Source organism: Pedobacter sp. Leaf250 (genome assembly GCF_920984735.1).
Classification (GTDB): Bacteria; Bacteroidota; Bacteroidia; order Sphingobacteriales; family Sphingobacteriaceae; genus Pedobacter.
Map to the genome: position 1 here is coordinate 113613 of NZ_CAKLBU010000011.1, position 23050 is coordinate 136662.

19 protein-coding genes are annotated in these 23050 nt (G+C 36.7%); 6 read left to right on the forward strand and 13 right to left on the reverse strand.

Going from position 1 to position 23050, the window contains the following annotated elements; genetic code table 11:
* Both LUA91_RS11910 and LUA91_RS11915 read left to right on the forward strand, forming a co-directional pair.
* Positions 1 to 360, forward strand: a complete 360-nt coding sequence (locus tag LUA91_RS11910) for a hypothetical protein (protein WP_231426274.1) — start codon at positions 1 to 3, stop codon at positions 358 to 360.
* A 19-nt stretch (positions 361 to 379) separates the two neighbouring features.
* Complete coding sequence (locus LUA91_RS11915) at positions 380 to 1360, forward strand: acyl transferase (RefSeq protein ID WP_231426275.1); 981 nt, start codon at positions 380 to 382, stop codon at positions 1358 to 1360.
* A 204-nt stretch (positions 1361 to 1564) separates the two neighbouring features.
* Here the strand turns inward: LUA91_RS11915 and tyrS are convergent, their stop codons facing one another.
* Together tyrS and LUA91_RS11925 are read right to left on the reverse strand one after the other, a co-directional pair.
* The gene (gene tyrS, locus LUA91_RS11920) at positions 1565 to 2851 is read right to left on the reverse strand and encodes a tyrosine--tRNA ligase (RefSeq protein WP_231426276.1); all 1287 of its coding nucleotides are present in this window, start codon (positions 2849 to 2851) and stop codon (positions 1565 to 1567) included.
* Positions 2852 to 2912: 61 nt separating this feature from the next.
* On the reverse strand, positions 2913 to 4205 hold the full coding sequence (locus LUA91_RS11925; protein ID WP_231426277.1) for a patatin-like phospholipase family protein: 1293 nt from the start codon (positions 4203 to 4205) through the stop codon (positions 2913 to 2915).
* Positions 4206 to 4325: 120 nt separating this feature from the next.
* Here LUA91_RS11925 and LUA91_RS11930 point away from each other — a divergent pair, with 120 nt between their 5' ends.
* The 4 genes from LUA91_RS11930 (at position 4326) to LUA91_RS11945 (ending at position 8617) form a co-directional block, all read left to right on the forward strand.
* Positions 4326 to 5000 carry a hypothetical protein gene (locus LUA91_RS11930; protein ID WP_231426278.1) on the forward strand — a complete coding sequence of 225 codons (675 nt, stop codon included), beginning with the start codon at positions 4326 to 4328 and terminating at the stop codon, positions 4998 to 5000.
* A gap of 110 nt (positions 5001 to 5110) precedes the next feature.
* Entirely contained in the window at positions 5111 to 7123 is a 2013-nt protein-coding gene (ligA, locus tag LUA91_RS11935; protein ID WP_231426279.1) for an NAD-dependent DNA ligase LigA, read from the forward strand.
* A gap of 82 nt (positions 7124 to 7205) precedes the next feature.
* On the forward strand, positions 7206 to 8093 hold the full coding sequence (gene dapA / locus LUA91_RS11940; protein WP_231426280.1) for a 4-hydroxy-tetrahydrodipicolinate synthase: 888 nt from the start codon (positions 7206 to 7208) through the stop codon (positions 8091 to 8093).
* Between the two features lie 245 nt (positions 8094 to 8338).
* The gene (locus LUA91_RS11945; RefSeq protein ID WP_231426281.1) at positions 8339 to 8617 is read left to right on the forward strand and encodes a hypothetical protein; all 279 of its coding nucleotides are present in this window, start codon (positions 8339 to 8341) and stop codon (positions 8615 to 8617) included.
* Positions 8618 to 8673: 56 nt separating this feature from the next.
* Here LUA91_RS11945 and LUA91_RS11950 read toward each other — a convergent pair whose 3' ends face one another.
* From LUA91_RS11950 to LUA91_RS12000, 11 genes are all read right to left on the reverse strand, one after another.
* Positions 8674 to 8850, reverse strand: coding sequence for a histone H1 (locus LUA91_RS11950; protein WP_231426282.1), 177 nt, complete (start codon positions 8848 to 8850; stop codon positions 8674 to 8676).
* A gap of 258 nt (positions 8851 to 9108) precedes the next feature.
* Positions 9109 to 10350 carry an aminotransferase class I/II-fold pyridoxal phosphate-dependent enzyme gene (locus tag LUA91_RS11955; RefSeq protein WP_231426283.1) on the reverse strand — a complete coding sequence of 414 codons (1242 nt, stop codon included), beginning with the start codon at positions 10348 to 10350 and terminating at the stop codon, positions 9109 to 9111.
* A 167-nt stretch (positions 10351 to 10517) separates the two neighbouring features.
* The gene (gene ftsZ, locus LUA91_RS11960) at positions 10518 to 12143 is read right to left on the reverse strand and encodes a cell division protein FtsZ (protein ID WP_231426320.1); all 1626 of its coding nucleotides are present in this window, start codon (positions 12141 to 12143) and stop codon (positions 10518 to 10520) included.
* A 131-nt stretch (positions 12144 to 12274) separates the two neighbouring features.
* Positions 12275 to 13633, reverse strand: coding sequence for a cell division protein FtsA (gene ftsA, locus LUA91_RS11965; RefSeq protein WP_231426284.1), 1359 nt, complete (start codon positions 13631 to 13633; stop codon positions 12275 to 12277).
* 5 nt (positions 13634 to 13638) lie between these two features.
* Positions 13639 to 14811 (reverse strand): cell division protein FtsQ, encoded by a 1173-nt coding sequence (locus LUA91_RS11970; RefSeq protein WP_231426285.1) that lies wholly within the window; start codon positions 14809 to 14811, stop codon positions 13639 to 13641.
* A complete protein-coding gene (gene murC / locus LUA91_RS11975; RefSeq protein WP_231426286.1) occupies positions 14804 to 16159 on the reverse strand; it encodes a UDP-N-acetylmuramate--L-alanine ligase in 1356 nt (451 codons plus the stop codon). The genes LUA91_RS11970 and murC overlap by 8 nt, the downstream gene beginning before the upstream one ends.
* A 141-nt stretch (positions 16160 to 16300) precedes the next feature.
* Positions 16301 to 17407: an undecaprenyldiphospho-muramoylpentapeptide beta-N-acetylglucosaminyltransferase gene (gene murG / locus LUA91_RS11980; protein WP_231426287.1), complete on the reverse strand. Its 1107-nt coding sequence runs from the start codon at positions 17405 to 17407 to the stop codon at positions 16301 to 16303.
* Positions 17408 to 17522: 115 nt separating this feature from the next.
* A complete protein-coding gene (locus tag LUA91_RS11985) occupies positions 17523 to 18716 on the reverse strand; it encodes an FtsW/RodA/SpoVE family cell cycle protein (RefSeq protein ID WP_231426288.1) in 1194 nt (397 codons plus the stop codon).
* 15 nt (positions 18717 to 18731) lie between these two features.
* Entirely contained in the window at positions 18732 to 20123 is a 1392-nt protein-coding gene (murD, locus tag LUA91_RS11990; RefSeq protein ID WP_231426289.1) for a UDP-N-acetylmuramoyl-L-alanine--D-glutamate ligase, read from the reverse strand.
* Between the two features lie 183 nt (positions 20124 to 20306).
* Positions 20307 to 21554 carry a phospho-N-acetylmuramoyl-pentapeptide-transferase gene (gene mraY / locus LUA91_RS11995; RefSeq protein WP_231426290.1) on the reverse strand — a complete coding sequence of 416 codons (1248 nt, stop codon included), beginning with the start codon at positions 21552 to 21554 and terminating at the stop codon, positions 20307 to 20309.
* Positions 21554 to 23011, reverse strand: coding sequence for a UDP-N-acetylmuramoyl-L-alanyl-D-glutamate--2,6-diaminopimelate ligase (locus LUA91_RS12000; RefSeq protein ID WP_231426291.1), 1458 nt, complete (start codon positions 23009 to 23011; stop codon positions 21554 to 21556). Before LUA91_RS12000 ends, mraY begins: the two co-directional genes overlap by 1 nt.
* Positions 23012 to 23050 lie beyond the last annotated feature (39 nt).

Here is a 23050-nt window from a genome sequence, read left to right on the forward strand (position 1 = left end):
ATGGTTTTCATCGTTATAGTCATTATCTGTTTTTTACTTCAAATGGTTGCACCTTGGTGGGTAATTATTGTTGTTTCTTTTGCTACTTGTGGCATTATTGGTAAAACAGCTAAAATTGCTTTCTGGCAATCTTTCTTTGCTGTTTTTTTATTGTGGATTGGTTATGCTTTATTTAAAAGTTTACCAAACGACAATGTTTTGGCAGGCCGAGTTGCCGTAATGACTGGTATAAAATTATGGTGGGCTTTGTTATTGGTTACAGGAATATTAAGCGGTTTGGTTGCCGGCATCAGTGGTTTCTGTGGTTATCATTTTAGAATGGCCATGCTAGCCAAAAAAACTGAACAAAAATTAGCATAATGCTTCGTACTTTTGTAACGTGAAGCCTAATGAAGATATTTTCTCAATTAACAGTAAAGATGAATTTAATGCGCATGCATTGGCAATTTTTAAACACCAAGCCATTAATGGCGAAGTTTACAAAGAATATATCCATCACTTAAAATTGGATGTTGAGCAGGTAAAAAGAATTGAAGAAATTCCTTTCCTGCCGATTAGTTTTTTCAAAACACATCGCATTTTAAGCAGTAAAAATCCAATTGAGGTTACATTTAGTAGTTCGGGCACAACCGGTATGGTGCAAAGTAATCATTACGTTACCGAAGTATACCGCTATGAACAAAGCTATCAAAAAGCATTTGATGAATTTTATGGCAGCATTACTGGTTATTGTTTTTTAGCCTTACTTCCCTCCTACCAACAACGATCGGGCTCTTCGCTGATTTACATGGTTAATGATTTAATAGAAAAAAGTAAGCATTCTCAAAGTGGTTATTTTCTTTATAATCATGATGATTTATTTGAAGCCTTAGTTGAATTAAAAGCAAAAAACCAACCTACTATTTTGATTGGTGTAACCTATGCCCTTCTTGATTTCATTGAGCAGTATGATATTGATTTTCCTGAATTGATCGTAATGGAAACTGGCGGAATGAAAGGTAAACGCAAGGAAATGGTTCGAGAAGAATTACATGAGCAGCTTACAAAGGGCTTTAATGTGCCTGCCATCCATAGTGAATATGGAATGACAGAATTGCTTTCGCAGGCTTATTCTTTAGGCGATGGTATTTTCAATTGCCCCAATTGGATGAAAGTGCTCATTCGTGATACCAATGATCCTTTATCGTTAATTCAAAATGGAAAAACAGGTGGCATCAATGTAATTGATCTGGCAAATATCAATTCATGTTCTTTTATTGCCACACAAGATTTAGGGAGAATAAATAACGATGGGAGTTTTGAAGTATTGGGCAGATTTGATAATGCAGATATCAGGGGCTGCAATTTATTGGTGCAATAACTAACTCTTAAATCTTTTATCAAAAATAAATTCTCTTCTATTAACAAGCTTAATTTTTTTACTATCGGGATGATTTGGACTTACGAGGAAGTTAAATTCTTCCTCCAGTGTTATGGATGGAACCTTCATCAATAAATAAGTTCCATCGCAAAAAATCCCGATCATAAATTGATCAGGATTAATTAATATTTACATTGAAAATCCTTATTCTGCTATCAGCAAGAAATAATTTTTCTTCCCTTTTTGAACAACGATAAATTGATCGTTTATTAAATGTGTTGTATTAAAAATTTGAGCAGCATCTGCAACTTTCTCTTTATTCACGGAAACTCCACCGCCTTGAATCAACTTTTTGGTTTCTCCCTTTGATGGAAAAATTGTAGCCTTCTCGGCGAACAAACTAGCTGCATCAATACCCTCAACAAGTTCTGCTTTTAATATTTTGTATTGAGGAATTCCTTCAAACATCTCTAAAACCTGCTTTCCTGATAAGCTTTTTAAGAAATCCAATGATCCGTTTCCAAATAAAAATTCAGATGTTTTAATGGCTGTTTCTAAGGCCTCAACAGAGTGGGTTTTTACTGTAATATCTTCAGCTAATGCTTTTTGTAAAATACGCAAATGAGGTGCAGCATCATGATCCGCTTCTAAAGCTTCAATTTCATCTTTGGTTTTTAAAGTAAAAATTCTGATCCACTTTTTTACATCGTCATCAGAGGCATTCAACCAGAATTGATAATATTTATAAGGAGAAGTTTTTTCAGGATCGAGCCAAACCGCACCGCTTTCAGTTTTACCAAATTTAGTTCCATCCGCTTTTTTAATTAATTGAGTCGTAATGGCATAAGCTGTTCCGGCATCTTTTCTTCTAATCAATTCTGTTCCGGTAACAATATTTCCCCACTGATCTGATCCACCCATTTGAACTAAACAGTTCTCGTTTTTCCATAAATGATAGAAATCGTAACCCTGAATCAATTGGTAGCAAAACTCGGTAAACGACAATCCAGAATCGCCTTCCAAGCGTCTTTTAACGCTATCTTTTGCCATCATGTAATTAACGGTAATGTGTTTTCCAACATCTCTAATGAAGGTAAAAAGATTCATATCCTTAAACCAATCGGCATTGTTTACCATCACTGCACCGTTTCCGCCATCCTCAAACTTTAGAAACTTAGCCAGCTGCGCTTTCATTCCTTTAAGGTTATGTTCAATCATTTCTGGCGTTTGGAGATTTCGCTCATCAGATTTTCCAGAAGGATCGCCAACCATACCTGTTGCTCCACCTACTAAAGCAAAAGGCTTGTGACCAGCTTTCTGGAAATGAATCAAGGTCATGATTTGTGTTAAATGGCCTACATGTAACGAATCTGCTGTGGGATCAAACCCGATATAACCGGAAGTCATACCTTCGTTTAATTTTTCTTCAGTATTCGGCATAATATCATGCAGCATGCCACGCCACCTTAATTCTTCAACAAAATTCGTCATTGTACAAACACTTTTATAATTGTGCGTGCAAAGATAAAATTTTAGCTTAGTTTAAAGCAAATTAGTTGGTAAGTGTAAACCAGCTTTTAAAATCTGCCTTGGCGGTATTAAAATCTGCATGACCAATTAAACAGTTTAAAACTCCATCACTTCGTATCGCCTGGTTTGGAACACCGGCATTGTTTAACCAATTTTCACAAAGTTTAATTATTAAGGATACTTCTTTATCTTCAACTGCATCCATATCCATGGCGTTTAAAGCAACATATTCATCTTTATTAATGCCTGCTGGTAAATCCCAATGTTTACCGCTTGCGTCATTTACCATCATTGGCCGCAACACCGGATTCATTCTAATAAAATCAATTGGTTTTGCAGGCATTGATGAATTTAGAATCATGTAGGCAACGAAAGCAGCTGTATCGGGTGGATCATTCAGAATACTTGTTCCCATTTTTTGGATATCCTGAATCAAACCTGGCTCTTCATATTTTGCTTTTAATTCATTAAATCGAACCGGAATTTCCTCGTCATACTGCAATTGTGAAACTGAACCGGTACCAAGTGAAAGTACCTGAATATGTTCAATTCCATATTGTTGTCGGTTACAAATGGCCTCCGTTACGGCCGCCAAAACCGGATTGTTATTTCCGGTTACACCCCCATCCCAATAAAATTTTAGTTTATTGTTTACCTTAAAGGTTGCTGGCTCATTGAAATAGTTTACTGGCGCCGTACTGGAGGCATGTATGGCATCTACCAAACTAACCAGGCAATCAGATGGTGTTTGCGCCACTACAGGAAGATTCTTAAGTTTCCGTTCAATCACAGAAGTCGAAGCCAGGCTATCGCAATCGGTACGGAACATTTCCGCCCTGTTGCGGTAATAATCATAGCCAATAATTAAAAACTGGGTTTTTACTTCATTGTTAACCGCAACATGTTGCGGAATGTGCATTAAATCAATTTGCGCTATTTTCGGAAGAATTTCTTTTAGCGCTTTATGTTTTCGCTTAGTAGCATATTTTGCACCAATTTTAAAAATCCTGGCAGCGCTTGACAGCAAACTTTTCTCCCAAAAACTCAATCTGGAGAAAACCCTACTTCTTAATTTTTCATCGCCGAAAATTTTCTCAATTTCAGATAGACGAAGATTTTCTGCCATGGCTGCAGCAACCAAACTTCCACCACTATTGGCTGCCACCAGATCAAACTTTGATAAAACTTCATGTCCCGTTGGATCAGGATTATCAAAGGTTTCTGCAAAAAGTTTACGCAAGCATTTCACTTGGATGAGCGCCCAGGATCCACCTCCATCTAAAGAAAGTATCCTGTAGGTTTTCGAATTAGGCATGATGAGTTTGTTAGGGTTATTAAATTTATAAATAATTAATTTACAAAGCAATACGAATCTAACACCTAGTATTTGCTGGTTTTGGTTTTTCACCATCAAAGAAAACATTAACTTGTGGGCATGAACTTTCTGTCCCATTACTATTTTGATAGATCAAATGATGATGCCAATGTGGTTATGGGAACAGTATTACCAGATTTGGTAAAAAATGCTTCAAAAGAAGCAAATCTTTATCCTCAAAAAAACGAATTCCTTTTTTTTGGAAATCCAGATGAGGAAGCTTTGCTAAAAGGTTGGAAAAGACATCTTTCAGTAGATTTACTTTTTCATTCTTCAACATTCTTTTTCGAGAAAACCACTGAATTAAAACAGCTTATTAAACCCATTCTGGAAGGAACCCCTGTCCGCCCCTCTTTTCTTGCTCATATTGGCCTGGAGTTATTACTCGATCATTTACTCATTGAGCATAATCTAATCCAGGTAAATCACTTCTACGATAAGTTAATTGCGGTTAAAAGAGAATCATTGAGTGATTTTTTAGAACATTGTGGGCTAAAAAATGAATCTGTATTCTTCAAATTTTTAGATGGTTTCATCAGCAGCAAATACCTGTTAAGCTATCAAAAATTAGAAAACATCAGCTATGCCTTAAACAAAATTTGTATGCGTTTGTGGCCTAAAACTTTAAGTGAAAATCAATTAGCAGCCTTAACCTTACAACTGGAAATTTTCAAGATTATTTTGGAAAAAGATTTTATGGATATATTCAACGATATTGAAAAAAAGCTGATATAAGGAGTTCTGCTACATTTTCGATATTTGCCAGCCAGAAACTTTTTTAAAGCAATACCGCATAATTTTAGAAATAGCTAAATACAACTCATCCTTTTTTTATATTTGCTCACATGTCGCTATTTGCAGTAAAAGAAGAAATGGATGCGTTGGTTGCCGAGCTAAACCAGCACAATTACAATTATTATGTGTTGGCTATGCCCACCATTGGCGATTATGAGTTTGATAAAAAGTTAAAGCATTTAGCGGAACTGGAAAAGGCAAATCCTGATTTTGCTGATCCCAACTCTCCTACCCAGCGAGTAGGCGGCGACATTACTAAAAACTTCATTACCGTTCAGCATAAATATCCCATGCTTTCTTTGGGTAATACCTATAACGAGCAAGATCTTCGTGATTTTGATGAACGCATTCGTAAAGCAATCGGCGATAACTTTGAATATGTTTGTGAATTAAAGTTCGACGGATTATCCATTAGCCTCACCTACGAGAATGGAAAATTAGTTAGAGCGGTAACCCGGGGTGATGGCACTAAGGGCGATGATGTAACCAATAATGTCAAAACAATTCACACTATTCCACACCAAATTAAAAGCAAAAAAGCTCCGGAACATTTTGAAATTCGTGGGGAAATTTTTATGCATAAGGCTGCGTTTTTGCGATTGAATGCTGCCCGGGAAGAATTGGGAGAAATTGCCTATGCAAACCCTAGAAATTTTGCTTCCGGAACCATAAAAATGCAGGATAGCAAGGAAGTAGCCAAACGGCCATTAGACGGATTTATTTATTTTCTATATACCGATAAAAACGAATTTAAAAATCACTGGGATAGTTTGCAAGCTGTTAAAGATTGGGGATTCCATGTTTGCGAACACAATCGCCTGGTTAAAAATATTGATGATGTTTTGGCATTTATTCACCATTGGGAAACCGAACGCTTTAAACTAAGTTATGATATTGATGGGATAGTAATTAAAGTGAACAGTTATGCACAACAGCAAGAGCTTGGCTTTACAGCTAAATCACCACGTTGGGCAATTTCTTACAAATACAAAGCAGCTGAAGTAGAAACCATTCTAGAAAAAGTAACTTACCAGGTTGGACGTACGGGCGCAGTTACGCCTGTTGCGAACTTAAAGCCCGTGTTATTGGCCGGAACAACTGTTAAAAGAGCAACCTTGCATAATGCCAATGAAATCGAAAGACTGGATTTACACGAAGGCGATACGGTTTTCGTAGAAAAAGGCGGAGAAATTATTCCAAAAATCATTAAGGTAAATCTTAATAAGAGAATTAATGGATCAAGCCGGGTACATTATTTACATAATTGTCCGGAATGTGGAACCGAATTAATCAGAAAAGAAGGAGAAGCGGTTCACTATTGTCCAAATGATGAAGGTTGCCCCCCTCAAATTGTAGGTAAAATTCAGCATTTTATATCCCGCAAAGCGATGAATATTGATGGATTGGGAGATGAAACCATAGAAACTTTTTTTAAACACAGATTGGTTAATCAAATCAGCGATCTTTATACTTTATATCAAAAATCCGATCAGCTAAAAACCCTTGATCGTTTTGGCGAACGCTCGATTGAGAACATGCTTACAGGAATTGAAAAATCGAAAGAAATGCCTTTCGAAAAAGTTCTTTTTGGATTGGGCATACGCTACGTGGGCGAAACAGTAGCTAAAAAATTAGCTGCCGGCGTCAAAAATATAGATGTTTTATCGAAAGCTACAATTGATGAATTGATTGCAATAGATGAAATTGGTCAACGCATAGCAGAAAGTATTGTTGAATATTTTGCAAAAAAAGAGCATTTAGAGCAAATAGAATTATTAAAATCGGCAGGTTTGCGCTTTGAAATTGAAGAAAAGCTAATTGAACTGGCAAGTGATAAACTTATTGGAAAAACATTCGTAATTTCGGGCGTTTTTGAAAGCTATAGCCGCGATGACTTAAAAGATATTATTGAAGCTAACGGCGGTAAGATTTTAAGTGGTATTTCTGGTAAGTTAAATTACCTCGTTGCAGGAGATAACATGGGTCCATCAAAACTGGAAAAGGCAACAAAACTAAATATTCCGATGATTAGTGATTTGGAACTTTTAGCAATGATAAAATAGAAATAAGTGAATAAATAATTGAATGACAGAATAGGTACATTCAAACAATCATTCATTCAAAATTCAATAATTACAATATATAATGAACAAATTTCAGGGTACTGGGGTAGCATTAGTTACACCCTTTAACACAGATGGATCAGTTGATTATAATGGTTTAAAAAACCTGATTAATCATTTGGTGGAAGGAGGCATTGACTACCTCGTTTCTTTAGGTACAACCGGCGAAACCGCTACAATGACTAAGGAAGAGAAGAAGAAAGTGTGGGCCTATACTGCTGAAATTAATAATAATAGACTACCATTGGTTGCAGGTATTGGCGGAAATAATACTTTAGCTGTTGCCGATGATATTAAAAATTTTGAGAATAATGGTTATAGCGCCATTTTATCGGTTAGTCCATATTACAATAAGCCATCACAAGAAGGTATTTACCAACACTATAAATATTTAGCAGAAGTTTCGCCCCTGGATATAATCCTGTACAACGTTCCTGGGCGTACAATGAGTAACATGACGCCAGATACGACCTGTAGATTGGCGCATGATTTTAAAAATATTATTGCAACAAAAGAAGCATCAGGAAGTTTTGATCAATTTAATCAGATCATGAGAGACAAACCAGCCGATTTTCTTTTAATATCTGGTGATGACCCGATTACTTTACCAATGATTGCTTTAGGTGCATCAGGAATAATTTCTGTGGTAGGGAATGCTTTGCCTCGCCAATTTTCAGATATGGTTAGACAATGTTTGGAAGGCGATTTTAAAGCCGCTACACCGGCGCATTTGAGCTTGGTAGAATTTACTCGTTTAGCTTTTGCAGAAGGCAACCCGGCTGGAATAAAAGCTGCGCTTAAGCATTTAAGTATTTGTGGCGATACAGTTAGGTTACCATTAGTTAAAGCATCATCAGGTTTAGAGCAATCAATTATCAAAGAAATAGAAAAACTAAGTCAATTAGTATAACTTGAGCTAAAATATATTCAATATCATTTGATAAATAAGAAGGTTAATTCGATTGCTGAATACAGCAGTTGAATTAACCTTTTTTTATTATGGGTAATTAAAAAATTACATCCTTTAATTAGCTTTATACCAGGTAATTATCTTCCATCGAATTTTCCTATCCCAAATTTCATCTTGTTCCGTACAATAAATTTTATGCAGGCATAATTATTGGAATGCGATTACTACACACAAATTAAACACAAATGAAAAAAGTATTTATTGTAGCCTTGGCATGTATCGTGCTAAGCTGCAAAGTCCCTGCTATTGTTCCAATTGGAACAAGTGAGTCAACTTTTAAGCAAGCTAAGCAAACTGCCGAACTTGTTTCTTCTGTAGCCGATGGAACTAACATTTATCGCGTTTCAAGAAGAACTTTTGATTCAATCAACTCGCCTTTTTACTCGTTCTATTACTTCTACAAAGGCAAGCTTGTCCGCTATGAACAATCAGAACGGAGTGATGATTATAAATTCATCCAATAACAATAAAAGTCCCGATGCTTATCGGGACTTTTATTGTTATAAATATTTTAGATAAATTAATCTTTGTTTTTTGTATCCTGTACTTCTAAGCGAATAGCTTGTGCTAAGTTTTTCAAATCTTGCATGCCTTTACGTACACGGGTTCCGGCAGCACTGTTGCCTTTGTTATAAAACTTATCAGCATCAGCTTCCAAAACTGCAACTAAACTTTTTACTTCTTCAAATTTTTTCATTTTCTTAGTACTCCTATAATTTTAAAGGTTTGATTTTTAATTATCTAACTCTAATTTAATAGGTTTGTTGTACAAACGAAAATTTTTTAGCGAATAAAAAGCGTCTTTAATGCCGTTTTTTTCCACAATTAAACGTTTTATGAACATTGAGCATTCAAAAAATATACTCAAATCACTGAATTAGAAATAGTTACAAAGTAAACGAAATAAAAAAGCCGCTTAAACGAGTTTAAAGGGCCTTAAAAAATATAATATCGACTATGCAGTAGCGAACTGGTTTTCTTTGTAATAACCGTTTTCAAGCTTTTGGGCTACTTCACTAAATGCATCTAATGTACGTTGAACATCTTCTAATGTATGAACTGCAGTTGGAATTAAACGCAACTCGATCATTCCTTTTGGAATTACCGGATACACTACGATAGAACAAAATATACTATAATTCTCACGAAGATCAAAAGTAATAGCAGTAGCATCTGTTAATTCTCCTTTTAAGAAAACCGGAGTTACTACTGAATCCGTAACACCAAGATCAAATCCACGCTCACGTAAGCCTTTTTGTAAGGTCATTGCAATTTCCCACAGCTTATCTTTAAGTTCAGGCTTGCTTTTTAGTAATTCTAAACGCTTAAGCAATCCTTTAACCATTGGCATAGGTAAAGCCTTTGCAAAAGTTTGCGAGCGCATGTTATATCTCAAGAAATTGGTAATCTCTTCTGTAGAGGCTACGAATGCACCAATACCGGCCATTGATTTTGCAAATGTTCCGAAGTATACATCGATTCCTTCGATACAATCCTGAGCTTCATGTGTACCTGCGCCAGTTTTGCCCATAGTACCAAAACCGTGTGCATCATCAACTAAAATACGAAAGTCGAATTCTTTTTTTAGATCAACAATTTCTTTTAGCTTACCCTGTGCTCCACTCATACCAAACACACCTTCGGTAATTAATAAAATTCCACCTCCAGATTCTTTGGTTAATTTAGTAGCACGTTCTAATTGTTTTTTTGCGCTTGCGATATCGTTGTGCTGGTAAACAAATCTTTTACCCATGTGCAGGCGAAGACCATCGATGATACAGGCATGAGATTCGCCATCATATACAATTACATCGTTACGATCAACCAATGTATCGATAATCGAAACCATACCCTGATAACCGTAGTTTAATAAAAATGCATCAGGCTTACCTACAAATGCAGCAAGTTCTTGTTCCAATTGTTCGTGATATTTCGAGTTACCACTCATCATACGGGCACCCATTGGGTAAGCCATACCGAATTCTGCAGCTGCATCAGCATCTGCTTTTCTAACTTCTGGGTGATTGGCTAAACCTAAATAGTTATTCAAGCTCCAAACCAAATGCTCTTTTCCTTTGAATTGCATGTGTGGTGCAATTTCGCCCTCTAATTTTGGAAAAGAAAAATACCCATGAGACCATTTTTGGTGTTGACCAAGCGGCCCCATGTGCTTTGCTATCTTATCAAATATATCCAATGTAATACGTGTTTTTTATAATAAAATTTTGCGAATTTACGGTTTATTCGTCTTAAAATCAACCAGATTAATCTGCTGCCTGTCAATTAAGATTTTTTAATACTCTAAATTTATGCCAAAAAAGCCCCGATAGTAAATCGAGGCTTTAAAGTTATATTTGGTTTGATCTAGTCAACATTATCGTGTAAGAAAGAATTGTTTGGTCTAATCTCTGTACCGCCATCCTGATCATTGCTTAAAGTAAAACGACTTACTTGCGACTCAGAAGAATGTTGAACTTGCTGCAATTGCATTTGCTTGCGTTTGTAAGCAGGCTCATTTTCCAATTCCTGTAAACCATTGGTGGTGCGCAATTTCATGCTCAAATCTTTCAATCGTAATATACGCTCTTTAGATTTTTTCAATTGCTCTTCCATCGATTCGTCATTTTTATCATCATCCAAACCAACAACTGGCATTTCTGGTTCAGGTTCTGGCATAGGCACAACTTCGGCAACTGGCGTTTCGAAAACGTAATTAGTTTCAGCTAATTTTACTTCAAACTCAAAACCCGTTTCTTGCTGCTCTTCTACCTGAGGTTCTTCTTCAACTAAAGTATGACGGACAATGTTATTTTCAGGTTCCTGAACTTTTTGAGGTTCAGCTTTTGCAAACATTCCACCAAAAAGGTCTGCCTGCGAAACTTCTTCTTTAGCTTTTAAAACCGGCTCGTAACTTGGAGCAGTTTTAGGCTGAATGAAAGAATTAACTGGCTCAACCGGACGAACCAATGGTGCTTCTTCAGGTGTTAATAAAGAGATTTTCTTTTTATTTTTCTCTTCGTGAACGCGTTCCTCAGAAGTTTGGAAACCCGTAGCGATAATGGTTACTGATAATTTATCTTCTAAGGTTTCATCGGTACAGTTACCCCAAATTAAATCGGCAGATAAGCCTGCTTTCTCCTGAATGTAATCTGTTATAATTGAAACCTCATCCATTGTTACCTCACGGGCACCAGAACTGATGTTTAATAAAATGTAACGGGCGCCTTCAATTTCATTATCTTTTAATAATGGAGAAGCTAATGCACCTTCTACAGCTTGTAAAGCACGGTCTTCGCCTTCGGCTGCATGGCTACCCATAATGGCAACACCACTTTCTTTCATTACGGTACGCACATCCTTAAAATCCACGTTGATGTAACCTGGAACAGTGATGATTTCTGCAATGCCTTTTGCAGCCGTTGTTAAAATATCATCAGCCTGACCAAATGCAGAGCCTAAGGTTAAATTTCCAAAAATCTCACGTAACCTATCATTCGAAATTACCAGATAAGAATCTACATATTTTTTTAGTTCTTCCATGCCTTCATCAGCTTGAAGTCTACGTCTTTTTCCTTCGAAAGAAAAAGGTGTAGTGATGATGGCAACTGTTAAAATATCAAGCTCTTTAGCAGCTTTGGCAATAATTGGCGATGCACCAGTTCCTGTACCACCACCCATTCCTGCTGTGATAAACAACATTTTGGTTGTACTACCAAGCATCGCTTTAATATCATCAATATTCTCTATAGCCGAGTTTTTACCAACTTCGGGAATAGAACCAGCACCCATTCCTTCGGTTAAACTAGCACCCAATTGTACCTTATTTGGTATAGGGCTAGATTCCAAAGCTTGGGCATCTGTATTACAAATAATAAAGTCTACACCAGTAATACCCGACAGGTACATATGGTTTACTGCGTTGCCGCCACCGCCTCCAACACCAATTACTTTGATGATTGATGACTTATCTTTTAACATTTCGAACTGCATATCTTTATGAATCAGTTGTTTAAAAAGTTTTAAATTCTGTTCATTACTCAACGTAATATTAACACTTTTTCAACAGACGTTTTCCACAAGTGTTAAGAATGTGGAAAACTCATGTTTTGTTGAAAAATAACTTAGCTTTTCAGATAATCTTCATCGCTAACATTCATATCATCCTGAATGAATGTTTTTGTTTTTGCCAATAACTTATCAAATAATCCTGGCCCGCGTTTTTCTTTTTCTTTTATAGCTTTAGGCTTCTCAACAAAAACACCTGGCTGTTTCATTTCTTCTATCAACTCCTCAGCTTTCTGAATACCTTTAATCAGCAAACCTACACTGGTGGCATACATCGGGCTTTTTAAATCATCATAGATCGCCTTTGGCATATCTTCATATTTTGATAAATGTTCATTTGGATAACCAATACGGCAATCTAAACCAGTAACATATTCTACCGCTTGCGATAAATGTTTTAACAAAGCACCACCACCTGTAATTACTATACCACCAATTAATTTCTTTTCGTAACCTGAAGATTTAATCTCGTAATAAACATGCTCGATGATTTCTTCCATACGGGCCTGAATTACATAGGCCAGGTTTTTTACAGAAATTTCTTTCGGCTCACGGCCACGAAGACCTGGAACACAAATGATTTCATTTTCCTTATTTTCTTCGGCCAAGGCAGATCCAAAACGGGTTTTTAACAATTCAGCCTGGTTGCGCATTACCGAGCAACCCTCTCTAATGTCTTCAGTTACGCTGTTTCCACCAAATGGAATAACAGCTGTGTGGCGAATGATACCTTCGTGAAAAATAGCAATATCAGTTGTACCACCACCTATGTCTACCAATGCAATACCAGCTTCTTTTTCTTCATCGCTCAACACCGATTCGGAAGATGCTAGTGGCTCAAGTATCAGATCTTGAGTTTGCAAGCCTGCATTGTTAACGCATTTAATAATGTTTTTTACAGCCGTAACCTGTCCGGAAATGATGTGAAAGTTCGCCTCTAAACGTACTCCAGCCATACCAATCGGATCTTTAATTCCTGGCTCATTATCAATTGTAAACTCTTGGGGTAATACATGGATAATTTCCTCACCGGGAGGCATTACCAATTTAAACATATCATCAATCAACTTATCGATATCTTTTTTACCGATTTCGTTATTTAATTCTCTTCTTGTTAAAATACCTCTGTGCTGTAAGCTTTTAATGTGCTGACCAGCAATACCCACATTTACCACCTGTATTTCTACATTTGATTGTCCGCTTGCTACTTCAACTGCTTGAGCAATACCCTGCACTGTTTTTTGAATGTTAGAAACCACTCCACGTGTCACACCCGCCGACTCTGCCTTTCCTATTCCTAAAATTTCTATCTTACCATGTTGGGTTCTGCGACCAACGATAACACATATTTTTGTAGTACCGATATCTAATCCTACTACGATGGGAGACTGACTGGTAAATTTTGCCTTGTCCATATTCGTTAATTTTGTTGAGTTTTATATTGTTTTTCTAGGGCTCTGATTTCTTTTTCTCTTTCCAACTTCAGCTCTGCTGCAGATTTTGTTGTCTTCTTTTTATCTGTTATGGCTGGTTTTTTATCTGCTGGCTTTGTTTCCTTAGGTTTAGTTGAGGTAGAATTAGCTATAACCTTTTTTACTTCTGTTTTTACAGGCTCTGCCTTTTTTTGTTCAACCTTTTTGGGTTCCACTTTCTTTGGCTCTACCGTTTTAGGCGTTTCCTTTTTTGGAGTTACGGCTGCAGTTTGTTCTCCCATTGCATTACCAATTGCATTTCTAATTAATGAATCGGATACCTGGCGTTGTATTCTCAAACTATCAGTGCCCGAAATTGTTTTTGGTCTTCTAGCAATTTCTGTAGAATCTCTTTTTTCGCAAACGATTTGGTTGGTATATTTAATGTTGATTGTTCTATATGCATCCCATCCTACCTGGGGCATTGCTTTTTTATAGAACAGTAACAAATTATTCATCTTCTTTTCCAAAGAATCGGCATTACCTAAAATAATGCGTTGATTACCTACACGAGGAATAAGTTCGATGTCATTTTTCTGATCGACAACAAGCTGCTCAATCTGCGAATCCCAAAGCGTATCTTTCTTAATATACAAAGCAGTTTTATAAATATCATGAGCCAATTTGGTGTGAAGTGTATCTACCCTACTTCCAAAAACCTCGGTGATATTACCGGTTGCAACTAAAACGTTAGCTGTAAAATTCGATGAGATTGGCATTTTTAAGCCATCGTTATCAATGTAAAAATCTTGACCATTGCTATTTAAAATTCTAACAATTGGTTGTCGCTGCTTAACCTCGATATGTAAAACACCATCCATTTCTACATAAACCTTTGCAAAAGCAATGTATGGGTTAGACTGCAGTTTCTTTTCAATTTTATGGATGTTGATATTTTCGATGTTACGTCCTAAAAGCACACCTTGATCTTCTCTTAAAATTTGATCAATTTCTTCCCTTTCGATAAAATTATCTGCCCCTGGAATTAAAATTTTAACATCAGTGCATTTAACAGTTTGCTTTTTAACATTGATGAAACTTAAAAGCACCACCACACCTGCCAGGCTAATTAGCCAGGCAAAGCCAGTAAATATTGTGCTCCAGTTTATTTTTTTAAGCATTGTTCAATGTATTTTTTAGTGGCTCGATAATCGTGTCGATATCGCCTGCACCAACCGTTAAAATTAATTCAGGTTTTGTATCCTTAACATATTGAACCACAAAATCTTTTCCACATATTTTTTTGTTTTCCAATGAAATTTTATCCAGCAAAAACTTCGAATTAATACCTTCTAAAGGCAATTCTCTTGCGGGATAGATTTCGAGCAACAACAATTCATCAGCTGTGCTTAAAACTTTTGCAAATTCATCAGCGAAATCACGCGTACGCGTAAACAAATGCGGTTGGAAAATTACCGTTAGTTTTTTGTTCGGATATAACTGACGAACGGCATCAAAACAGGCTCTTAATTCTTCTGGATGATGCGCATAATCGTCGATATAAATTTGATTATCATTATTTACAATATACTCGAACCTGCGTTTTACACCTTTAAAATTAGCTACTGCCTGTTTGATCTTATCAGGATCGATACCCAGTTTCAAAGCGATTGCAATAGCAACAGTTGTGTTTTCTACATTATGTTTGCCAGGCAACATTAAACTGATATCTTCAATCTTCGTCAATTCATCCTGATAATCAAATACGAATTTCGATCCCTCAACACGAAGATTTTCAGCTCTTGCAACTGCTGTAGCACTTGCTGCGTAGCTAATGCTATTGGTTAATGGCAAACCTTCGTGTGCGTAAAGTGTACCATTAGGTTTCAACTGACCAGCATACAACCGGAAAGATTCTTCCAAATGGCTTTTATCGCCGTAAATATCCAAATGATCAGCATCCATTGAGGTGATTACTGCAATATCTGGATGCAGTGTTAAAAAAGAACGATCGTACTCATCGGCCTCTACCACTACAACATTGTTTTTTCCAAACAAAACATTGCTGTTGTAATTACTGGTTATCCCTCCAAGGAAAGCAGTGCAATCGTAACCTGTATCCTTTAAAATATGCGCAACAATAGAGGAAGTTGTTGTTTTACCATGCGTACCTGCAATGCCGATACAAAACATCCCCTTACTGATAATGCCAAGTACTTCAGAGCGTTTTTTGAAGGTGAAATCCTTATCCTTAAAGTGATTTAAAATTTTGGAGTCTTTTGGAATTGCTGGCGTGTAAACAATTAAGGTATCATCATGATTATCTAAAAATGCGCATGGTAAAGACGATGCTTCATCTAAATAAGTGATTAAAATTCCTTCTCGTTCCAATGTTTCGGTTAATTTGGTCCTGGTTTTATCGTAACCACAAACCACCTGACCGCGTTTAGCAAAATAACGAGCAAGCGCACTCATGCCGATACCACCGATACCTACAAAAAACACTCTATTTATTTTACTTAGTTCCATTTTTATTTAAGCTAAAAGCAGAAAGACCAAAGCTTAAGGCTTTTTCTTCCTATCGTTTTAAATATTATGTTTGCTTTAAGATTGCTTCGTACCTCGTAATGACGGATTGTCAATTTTCGCTTTGGTCTTTCAGCTTTTTTTTTAAGCTTTTATCAGTTTCAACACTTCTCCCGCTATAATTTCATCTGCTTCTGGTAATGCCATTTTACCAAGATTAGCAGATAATTTTTCACCCTGTTCTTTATTTTTAAGTAGATCAAGTGCGGCTGCTACCAAAGTATCTTCAGCCGAACGATCGTTTATAAGTAATGCCGCACCATTTTTAACCAGGGCCATGGCATTTTTAGTTTGATGATCTTCTGCCACATTTGGCGAAGGCACCAAGATCACTGGTTTTTTGACGAGGCAAAGTTCCGCGATCGTTCCCGCACCTGCTCTGCTGATAATTACATCAGCCGCTGCATAAGCCAAGTCCATTTTATTCAGGAATTCCAAAATGCGAACATTGGGATGATATTCCAATCCTAAACGCTCGATAATTCCTTTATAATAATATTTACCGGTTTGCCAAACCACTTGCACATCTTGTGCGATGATTTCTGGTAAATGTTTTTCAATCGCTTTATTTAATGTTCCAGCGCCTAAACTTCCGCCAGTAACCATAATTGTTTTTTTTAGTGGGTCGAGTTTTAAAAGCTCTGCCCCTGCATGATGCTTTCCTTTTATATCTACCACCTCTTTGCGCACTGGATTTCCAGTTTTCAAAATCCGATCAGCAGGAAAAAACTGATCCATCTCATCAAAAGCCACACAAATTTTGGATGCCTTTCTGCCCAACCATTTATTAGTTACTCCTGCGTAAGAATTCTGTTCTTGGATGAGATATGGAATTCCTTTTAAAGACGCTGCATATAACAAAGGACCAGAAGCATAACCTCCAACACCTACAACAGCATCTGGCTTAAAATCATTAATAATCTGCATCGCTCTTCGAACGCTACCAATTACCTTAAATGGCAAAGCAAGATTTTTCACAATTGAACCTCTTTGCATGCCGCTGATGTTCAAACCAATTATTTTATATCCGGCAGCAGGAACTTTTTCCATTTCCATGCGACCGTTTGCGCCCACGAACAAAATTTCACACGCGGGCACCAAGCGCTTAAGCGCATTGGCTATGGCTACGGCGGGGAAAATATGCCCGCCGGTGCCACCACCTGATATGATAATTTTTGGGGAATTATTCATTTTATATTTAATTATTTAGATGCCATGTCCGTCATTGCGAGGTACGAAGCAATCTCATTTGATATATTTATTTAATAGATTGCTTCGTCATGCTTCCTCGCAATGACGACTAATACTACCCAAACGCTGGAATCTCTCCAACAATCACTTTATTTTTAACTTTCTCTTTATCTTCTTTTGCTATTGCGCCTGCATTTTCTTCCACATCTCTGCTTACACTCAATATAATCCCAAAAGCTACGCTGGTGAAAATCATTGAGGTACCGCCCATACTCACTAAAGGAAGTGGCACACCGGTTACGGGTCCTAAACCAACTGCTACAGCCATGTTGGCAAAAGCCTGAATGGTTAAACTAAAACTTAATCCAGCTGCCAGCAACGCCCCAAACGCCTTGGGGGCTCGGGTTACTATTTTAATACATCGATATAAAAGCACCAGGTAAAGTACCATGATTATAATTCCTCCCATTGTTCCCCATTCTTCAATAATAATGGCGAAAATAAAATCGGAATACGGGTGTGGTAGGAAATTCCGTTGTGTACTATTACCTGGCCCTTTACCAAAAACCCCTCCAGTGGCCAACGCAATTTTTGCCTGATCTGCCTGAAAAGTTTTATCTGAATGTTGCATTTCCGGATGGATGAACGTATTGATCCGCGACATATAAGTTTTTCTCCTCGGACCGAGAAAGAACACGAATAATAACAATACAAATCCGCCGGCGCAAACAATTGCAATCTGCTTAATACTGATACGACCTATAATTAAAAGCAAAATACTTACACCAAAAAGCATCAGCGCTGTTGATAAATTAGCCAAAGCAATTAAAACGAAAACAACACAAACAGAGCCCATAATGGGAACGAATGATTCTTTTACGTTTTTAATATTTTCTTGCTTTTTAGTTAACATCCTTGCCAAAAAAGTGATCAATGCCAATTTTGCTAAATCGGAGGTTTGAAATGTTAATCCAATCACTGGTATTTTCACCCAACGTGATGCATCGTTTAAGTTAGTACCAAAAATCAGCGTGTATACCAAAAGCGGAATGGTTACAATCATCAAAATTTTCGAGATACCAGCATAGTACCGATAATCAAGCAAATGGGCTATGTAGATCATTCCAATACCCATTAAAACGAAAATCAGGTGCTTGGTTAAAAGCAATTTTTCTACCGCTTCGCCTTTTTTATAAGCTAAAGTTCCTGTTGCACTGTAAACAGCCATTACAGATATAAGCGAAAGCAGGATGATGATTAACCAGATCCATCTATCGCCTTTTGTTTTATTAAGTAGTGCTTGGAACATCTTTTAAGCCTCCTATTATAATTCTCTAACTGCCGCTTTAAATTGATTACCGCGGTCTTCATAATTTTTAAACAAATCGAAACTAGCACATGCCGGAGAGAGTAAAACTGTATCTCCACGCTTTGCTAGGTGAAAAGCAATCTGTGCTGCTTCATCTGCAGAGAAAGTATTTACAATTACCTCCACATCATCTTCAAAAGCATCGTGAATGCGTTTATTATCTTTGCCTAAACATACAATAGCCTTTACTTTGCTTTGAACCAAATCTTTAAGCATACCATAATCATTGCCCTTATCAACGCCACCCATAATCAACACCACGTCGGTTGTCATGCTTTCCAACGCATACCAAGTTGAGTTAACATTTGTAGCTTTACTATCGTTGATAAAATCAATTCCTGAAATTTTGGCCACATGCTCTAACCTGTGCTCAATATTCTTGAAATTGCCCATGCTTTCGCGGATGGTGTCATTTCTTAACTCTAAAACTTTAGCTACAATGCCCGAAGCCATAGAGTTATAAATGTTGTGCTTGCCTTGTAGGGCTAAATCTGAAATAGACATGGTTAGTTCGTTATTTGGTTCTGTAAGGATGTGGATAGTTTGCTCGGTTAAGTATGCACCGTTTTCAACTGTTTTCACAATCGAAAAAGGATATGTTTTAGCCAAAGGCTGGGTATTTTTTAATGCTTTAATGCTTTCTTCATCGTCGGCGCAATAAATAAAAACATCATTTGCTTTTTGATTTTGGATAATCCGCATTTTCGATGCAGCATAATTTTCTAATTTATAATCGTACCGATCTAAATGATCGGGGGTAATATTTAAAAGGACAGCGATATCAGCTTTGAACCGGAACATATCATCAAGCATAAAACTTGAGATTTCCAACACATAATAATCAAAGTTTTCTGTAGCCACTTGAGCTGCGAAGCTATGTCCGATATTTCCTGCCAAACCCACATTTAAACCTGCATTTTTTAAGATGTGATAGGTAAGCAAACTGGTTGTCGATTTACCATTCGATCCGGTAATGCAAATCATTTTCGCATTGGTATAACGACCAGCAAATTCAATTTCTGAAACCACGGGAATACCTTTGTCAACCAATTTTTGAACAATTGGAGCTGTTGCTGGAATCCCCGGACTTTTAATTACCTCTGTTGCGTTTAGGATTAAATCTTCGGTATGTTGTTGCGATTCGAAAGAAATATTAAGTGCTTCTAAAGCTGATTTGTATTTATCTGAAATAATTCCAAAATCAGACACAAAAACCTCAAATCCTTTCAATTGAGCTAGTTTTGCAGCACCTACACCGCTTTCACCAGCACCCAAAATAACCACACGGCCCTGCCCTTCCATTTCTGGCTGGATGTTGCTTAATGTATTATTTTGGTTTGTGCTCATTATTATTAGTATCAAGTAGTGAGTATCAAGTATCAATTATCAAGACTGAACCTGACTACTACTACAATTTTATTTAATCTTATTTATCAGTTAATTTTCTATTTATTACCCCAAGTATCTTAGTTCGTCTAAGACTGGGGATTTGGCTTGTTTAACTTTTAACCTTATACTTTTAACTTTCTTCTATCTCAATTTCAAGGTTACTATCGTAATAATGGCCAACATTATTCCAATAATCCAGAACCGTGTTACAATTTTTGCTTCGTGATAACCTTTCTTTTGATAATGGTGATGTAGCGGAGACATTAAAAATATTCTTCGCCCTTCCCCAAATCGTTTTTTCGTGTACTTAAAATACGATACCTGCATAATCACCGAAACCAGTTCTACCAGGAATACACCACATAAAACTGGGATCAAAAGCTCTTTACGAATCATTAAAGCAAATGATGCGATAATACCGCCAATGGCTAAACTTCCGGTATCGCCCATAAAAATTTGAGCTGGGTAAGAGTTGTACCAAAGAAAACCTACGCAAGAACCCACGAAAGCACCCGCAAAAATCAGCAGCTCCCCAGAATTTGGGATATACATAATATTTAAATAATCAGCCATTACGGTATTACCCGATACATAAGCCAAAATACCTAGCGTGATACCTATAATTGCAGAAGTTCCTGTAGCTAAACCATCAATACCATCGGTAATGTTGGCTCCATTGGATACCGCAGTGATAATAAAAACCGTAAAAAGGATGAACACCAAAAATGCATATTTCTGATAATCGCCACCTAAAAACTTAAATACCTTTGCATAATCGAACTCATTATTTTTATAAAAAGGTATATTGGTTTTAGTCGATTTTACATCTTGTGTATAATAGAATGTTTCTCCTTTTTGGCGCAATACCATTGGTACAGTTGAAGTTGGTTTAACATCATCTTGAACAGTTTCACGGACAACAATATTAGGATGAAAGTACATGGTACAGCCTACTATTAAACCTAAACCCACCTGACCAACAACCTTAAAACGACCAGCTAAACCTTCTTTGTTTTTTTTAAATACCTTGATGTAGTCATCAAGAAAACCAACAGCACCCATCCAAACTGTAGTTATAATCATTAAGATTACATATACGTTTGAGATATTTGCAAATAGCAAGGTTGGAATTAAGATACCCAGCAAAATAATGATACCACCCATTGTAGGCGTGCCTTGTTTTTGCATCTGTCCTTCTAAACCTAAATTCCTAACCGTTTCACCAACTTGTTTTTTATGAAGAAAATCGATCAATCTTCGTCCGTATACTGTGGTAATTACCAAAGAAAGGATAATAGAAATTGAGGCACGGAAGGTAATGTATTGGAACAACCTTAAACCAGGAATATCGTAATGCTTATGCAGGTATTCAAATAATAAATATAACATTAGCTGTTTGGGTTAAGTTGTTCAATTAAAATTTCTTTATCATCAAAATGGTTCCTAACACCATTAATTTCCTGATATTTTTCATGGCCTTTGCCAGCCACCAAAATGATATCTCCGCTTTGCGCTAAATGGCAAGCTGTTCTTATCGCCTCTTTCCTATCTAAAATGGATAATGTTTTACGTTTATTGGTTGGCGAAACGCCAGCTTCCATATCTGTTATAATCGACTGCGCATCTTCTGTTCTTGGATTATCAGAAGTTAAAATCACTTTATCGCTCCAATCGCATGCCACCTGTGCCATAATCGGACGTTTGGTTTTATCGCGATCTCCACCACAACCAATTACCGTAATTACCTGTTCGGTACCTTTGCGAATATTGGCGATGGTACTCAATACATTTTGCACAGCATCGGGTGTGTGCGCATAATCTACAATTCCAATAATTTTATTTGGAGATGTAATATAATCGAAACGCCCTTCAGCACCGGTTAAGCGGCTCAATAAGGTTAAAACCTTCAATTTATCTTGTTCTAAAAGGATTGCTGTACCATAAACCGCCAACAAATTATAAGCGTTAAATGTGCCTACCAATTTGAAGAATACCTCTTCATTATCGATATCTAAATGCAAGCCACTGAATTGGTTTTCGATAATTTTGGCTTTAAAATCTGCCAATTGTTTAAGCGCATAAGTTTTTTTATGGGCTTTAGTATTTTGCAGCATCACCATACCATTTTTATCGTCGATGTTGGTGAGTGCAAAGGCAGATTTCGGCAAAACATCAAAAAAAGCCTTTTTAGCTTTCAAATAAGTATCAAAGGTTTTATGAAAATCTAAATGATCGTGTGTGATGTTTGAAAATACGGCTCCAGAAAAATTCAGTCCTTCAATACGGTGTTGAGAAACCGCATGAGAACTCACTTCCATAAAGCAATAATCGCAACCAGCATCAACCATATCACGCAATAATTGATTTAAAGCAATTGGATTTGGCGTAGTATGCGTGGCTACAACAGCTTTATCATTGATATAATTTTCAACTGTTGATAAGAGACCCGTTTTATAACCTAAATCTTTAAATAACTTAAATAAAATGGTAGCAATTGTGGTTTTACCATTAGTTCCGGTAATGCCGATCAACTTTAAATCGTTTGATGGATTACCAAAATAATTACCTGCCATGATACCCAATGCAACTGAAGTATTTTCTACTTTGATGTAGGTGACTGTAAAATCGTGTACTTCAGGTAAATTTTCACAAATGATTACGGCAGCACCTTGTGCAATGGTTTGTTCGATAAATTGATGTCCATCTGCAAGGGTACCAACTACAGCGAAGAAAACATCGTTTCTACTTACCTTACGAGAATCAAAGTTTAGGCTGTTGATTTCCCTATCGGTTTTTCCAACCAATTCTTTAATCGTGATGCCATAAAGTAAATCCTGTAATTGCATGCTATTTAATTTTTGAATGAGTGAATTTTGAATGAGTGA

Excerpts from the sequence above, each read along its gene's own strand:
- LUA91_RS11910 (WP_231426274.1), top strand. The coding sequence starts at position 1 with ATGGTTTTCATCGTTATAGTCATTATCTGTTTTTTACTTCAAATGGTT.
- tyrS (WP_231426276.1), bottom strand. The coding sequence starts at position 2,851 with ATGACGAATTTTGTTGAAGAATTAAGGTGGCGTGGCATGCTGCATGAT.
- LUA91_RS11925 (WP_231426277.1), bottom strand. The coding sequence starts at position 4,205 with ATGCCTAATTCGAAAACCTACAGGATACTTTCTTTAGATGGAGGTGGA.
- LUA91_RS11930 (WP_231426278.1), top strand. The coding sequence starts at position 4,326 with ATGAACTTTCTGTCCCATTACTATTTTGATAGATCAAATGATGATGCC.
- ligA (WP_231426279.1), top strand. The coding sequence starts at position 5,111 with ATGTCGCTATTTGCAGTAAAAGAAGAAATGGATGCGTTGGTTGCCGAG.
- dapA (WP_231426280.1), top strand. The coding sequence starts at position 7,206 with ATGAACAAATTTCAGGGTACTGGGGTAGCATTAGTTACACCCTTTAAC.
- LUA91_RS11945 (WP_231426281.1), top strand. The coding sequence starts at position 8,339 with ATGAAAAAAGTATTTATTGTAGCCTTGGCATGTATCGTGCTAAGCTGC.
- LUA91_RS11950 (WP_231426282.1), bottom strand. The coding sequence starts at position 8,850 with ATGAAAAAATTTGAAGAAGTAAAAAGTTTAGTTGCAGTTTTGGAAGCT.
- ftsZ (WP_231426320.1), bottom strand. The coding sequence starts at position 12,143 with ATGCAGTTCGAAATGTTAAAAGATAAGTCATCAATCATCAAAGTAATT.
- ftsA (WP_231426284.1), bottom strand. The coding sequence starts at position 13,633 with ATGGACAAGGCAAAATTTACCAGTCAGTCTCCCATCGTAGTAGGATTA.
- LUA91_RS11970 (WP_231426285.1), bottom strand. The coding sequence starts at position 14,811 with ATGCTTAAAAAAATAAACTGGAGCACAATATTTACTGGCTTTGCCTGG.
- murC (WP_231426286.1), bottom strand. The coding sequence starts at position 16,159 with ATGGAACTAAGTAAAATAAATAGAGTGTTTTTTGTAGGTATCGGTGGT.
- murG (WP_231426287.1), bottom strand. The coding sequence starts at position 17,407 with ATGAATAATTCCCCAAAAATTATCATATCAGGTGGTGGCACCGGCGGG.
- LUA91_RS11985 (WP_231426288.1), bottom strand. The coding sequence starts at position 18,716 with ATGTTCCAAGCACTACTTAATAAAACAAAAGGCGATAGATGGATCTGG.
- murD (WP_231426289.1), bottom strand. The coding sequence starts at position 20,123 with ATGAGCACAAACCAAAATAATACATTAAGCAACATCCAGCCAGAAATG.
- mraY (WP_231426290.1), bottom strand. The coding sequence starts at position 21,554 with ATGTTATATTTATTATTTGAATACCTGCATAAGCATTACGATATTCCT.
- LUA91_RS12000 (WP_231426291.1), bottom strand. The coding sequence starts at position 23,011 with ATGCAATTACAGGATTTACTTTATGGCATCACGATTAAAGAATTGGTT.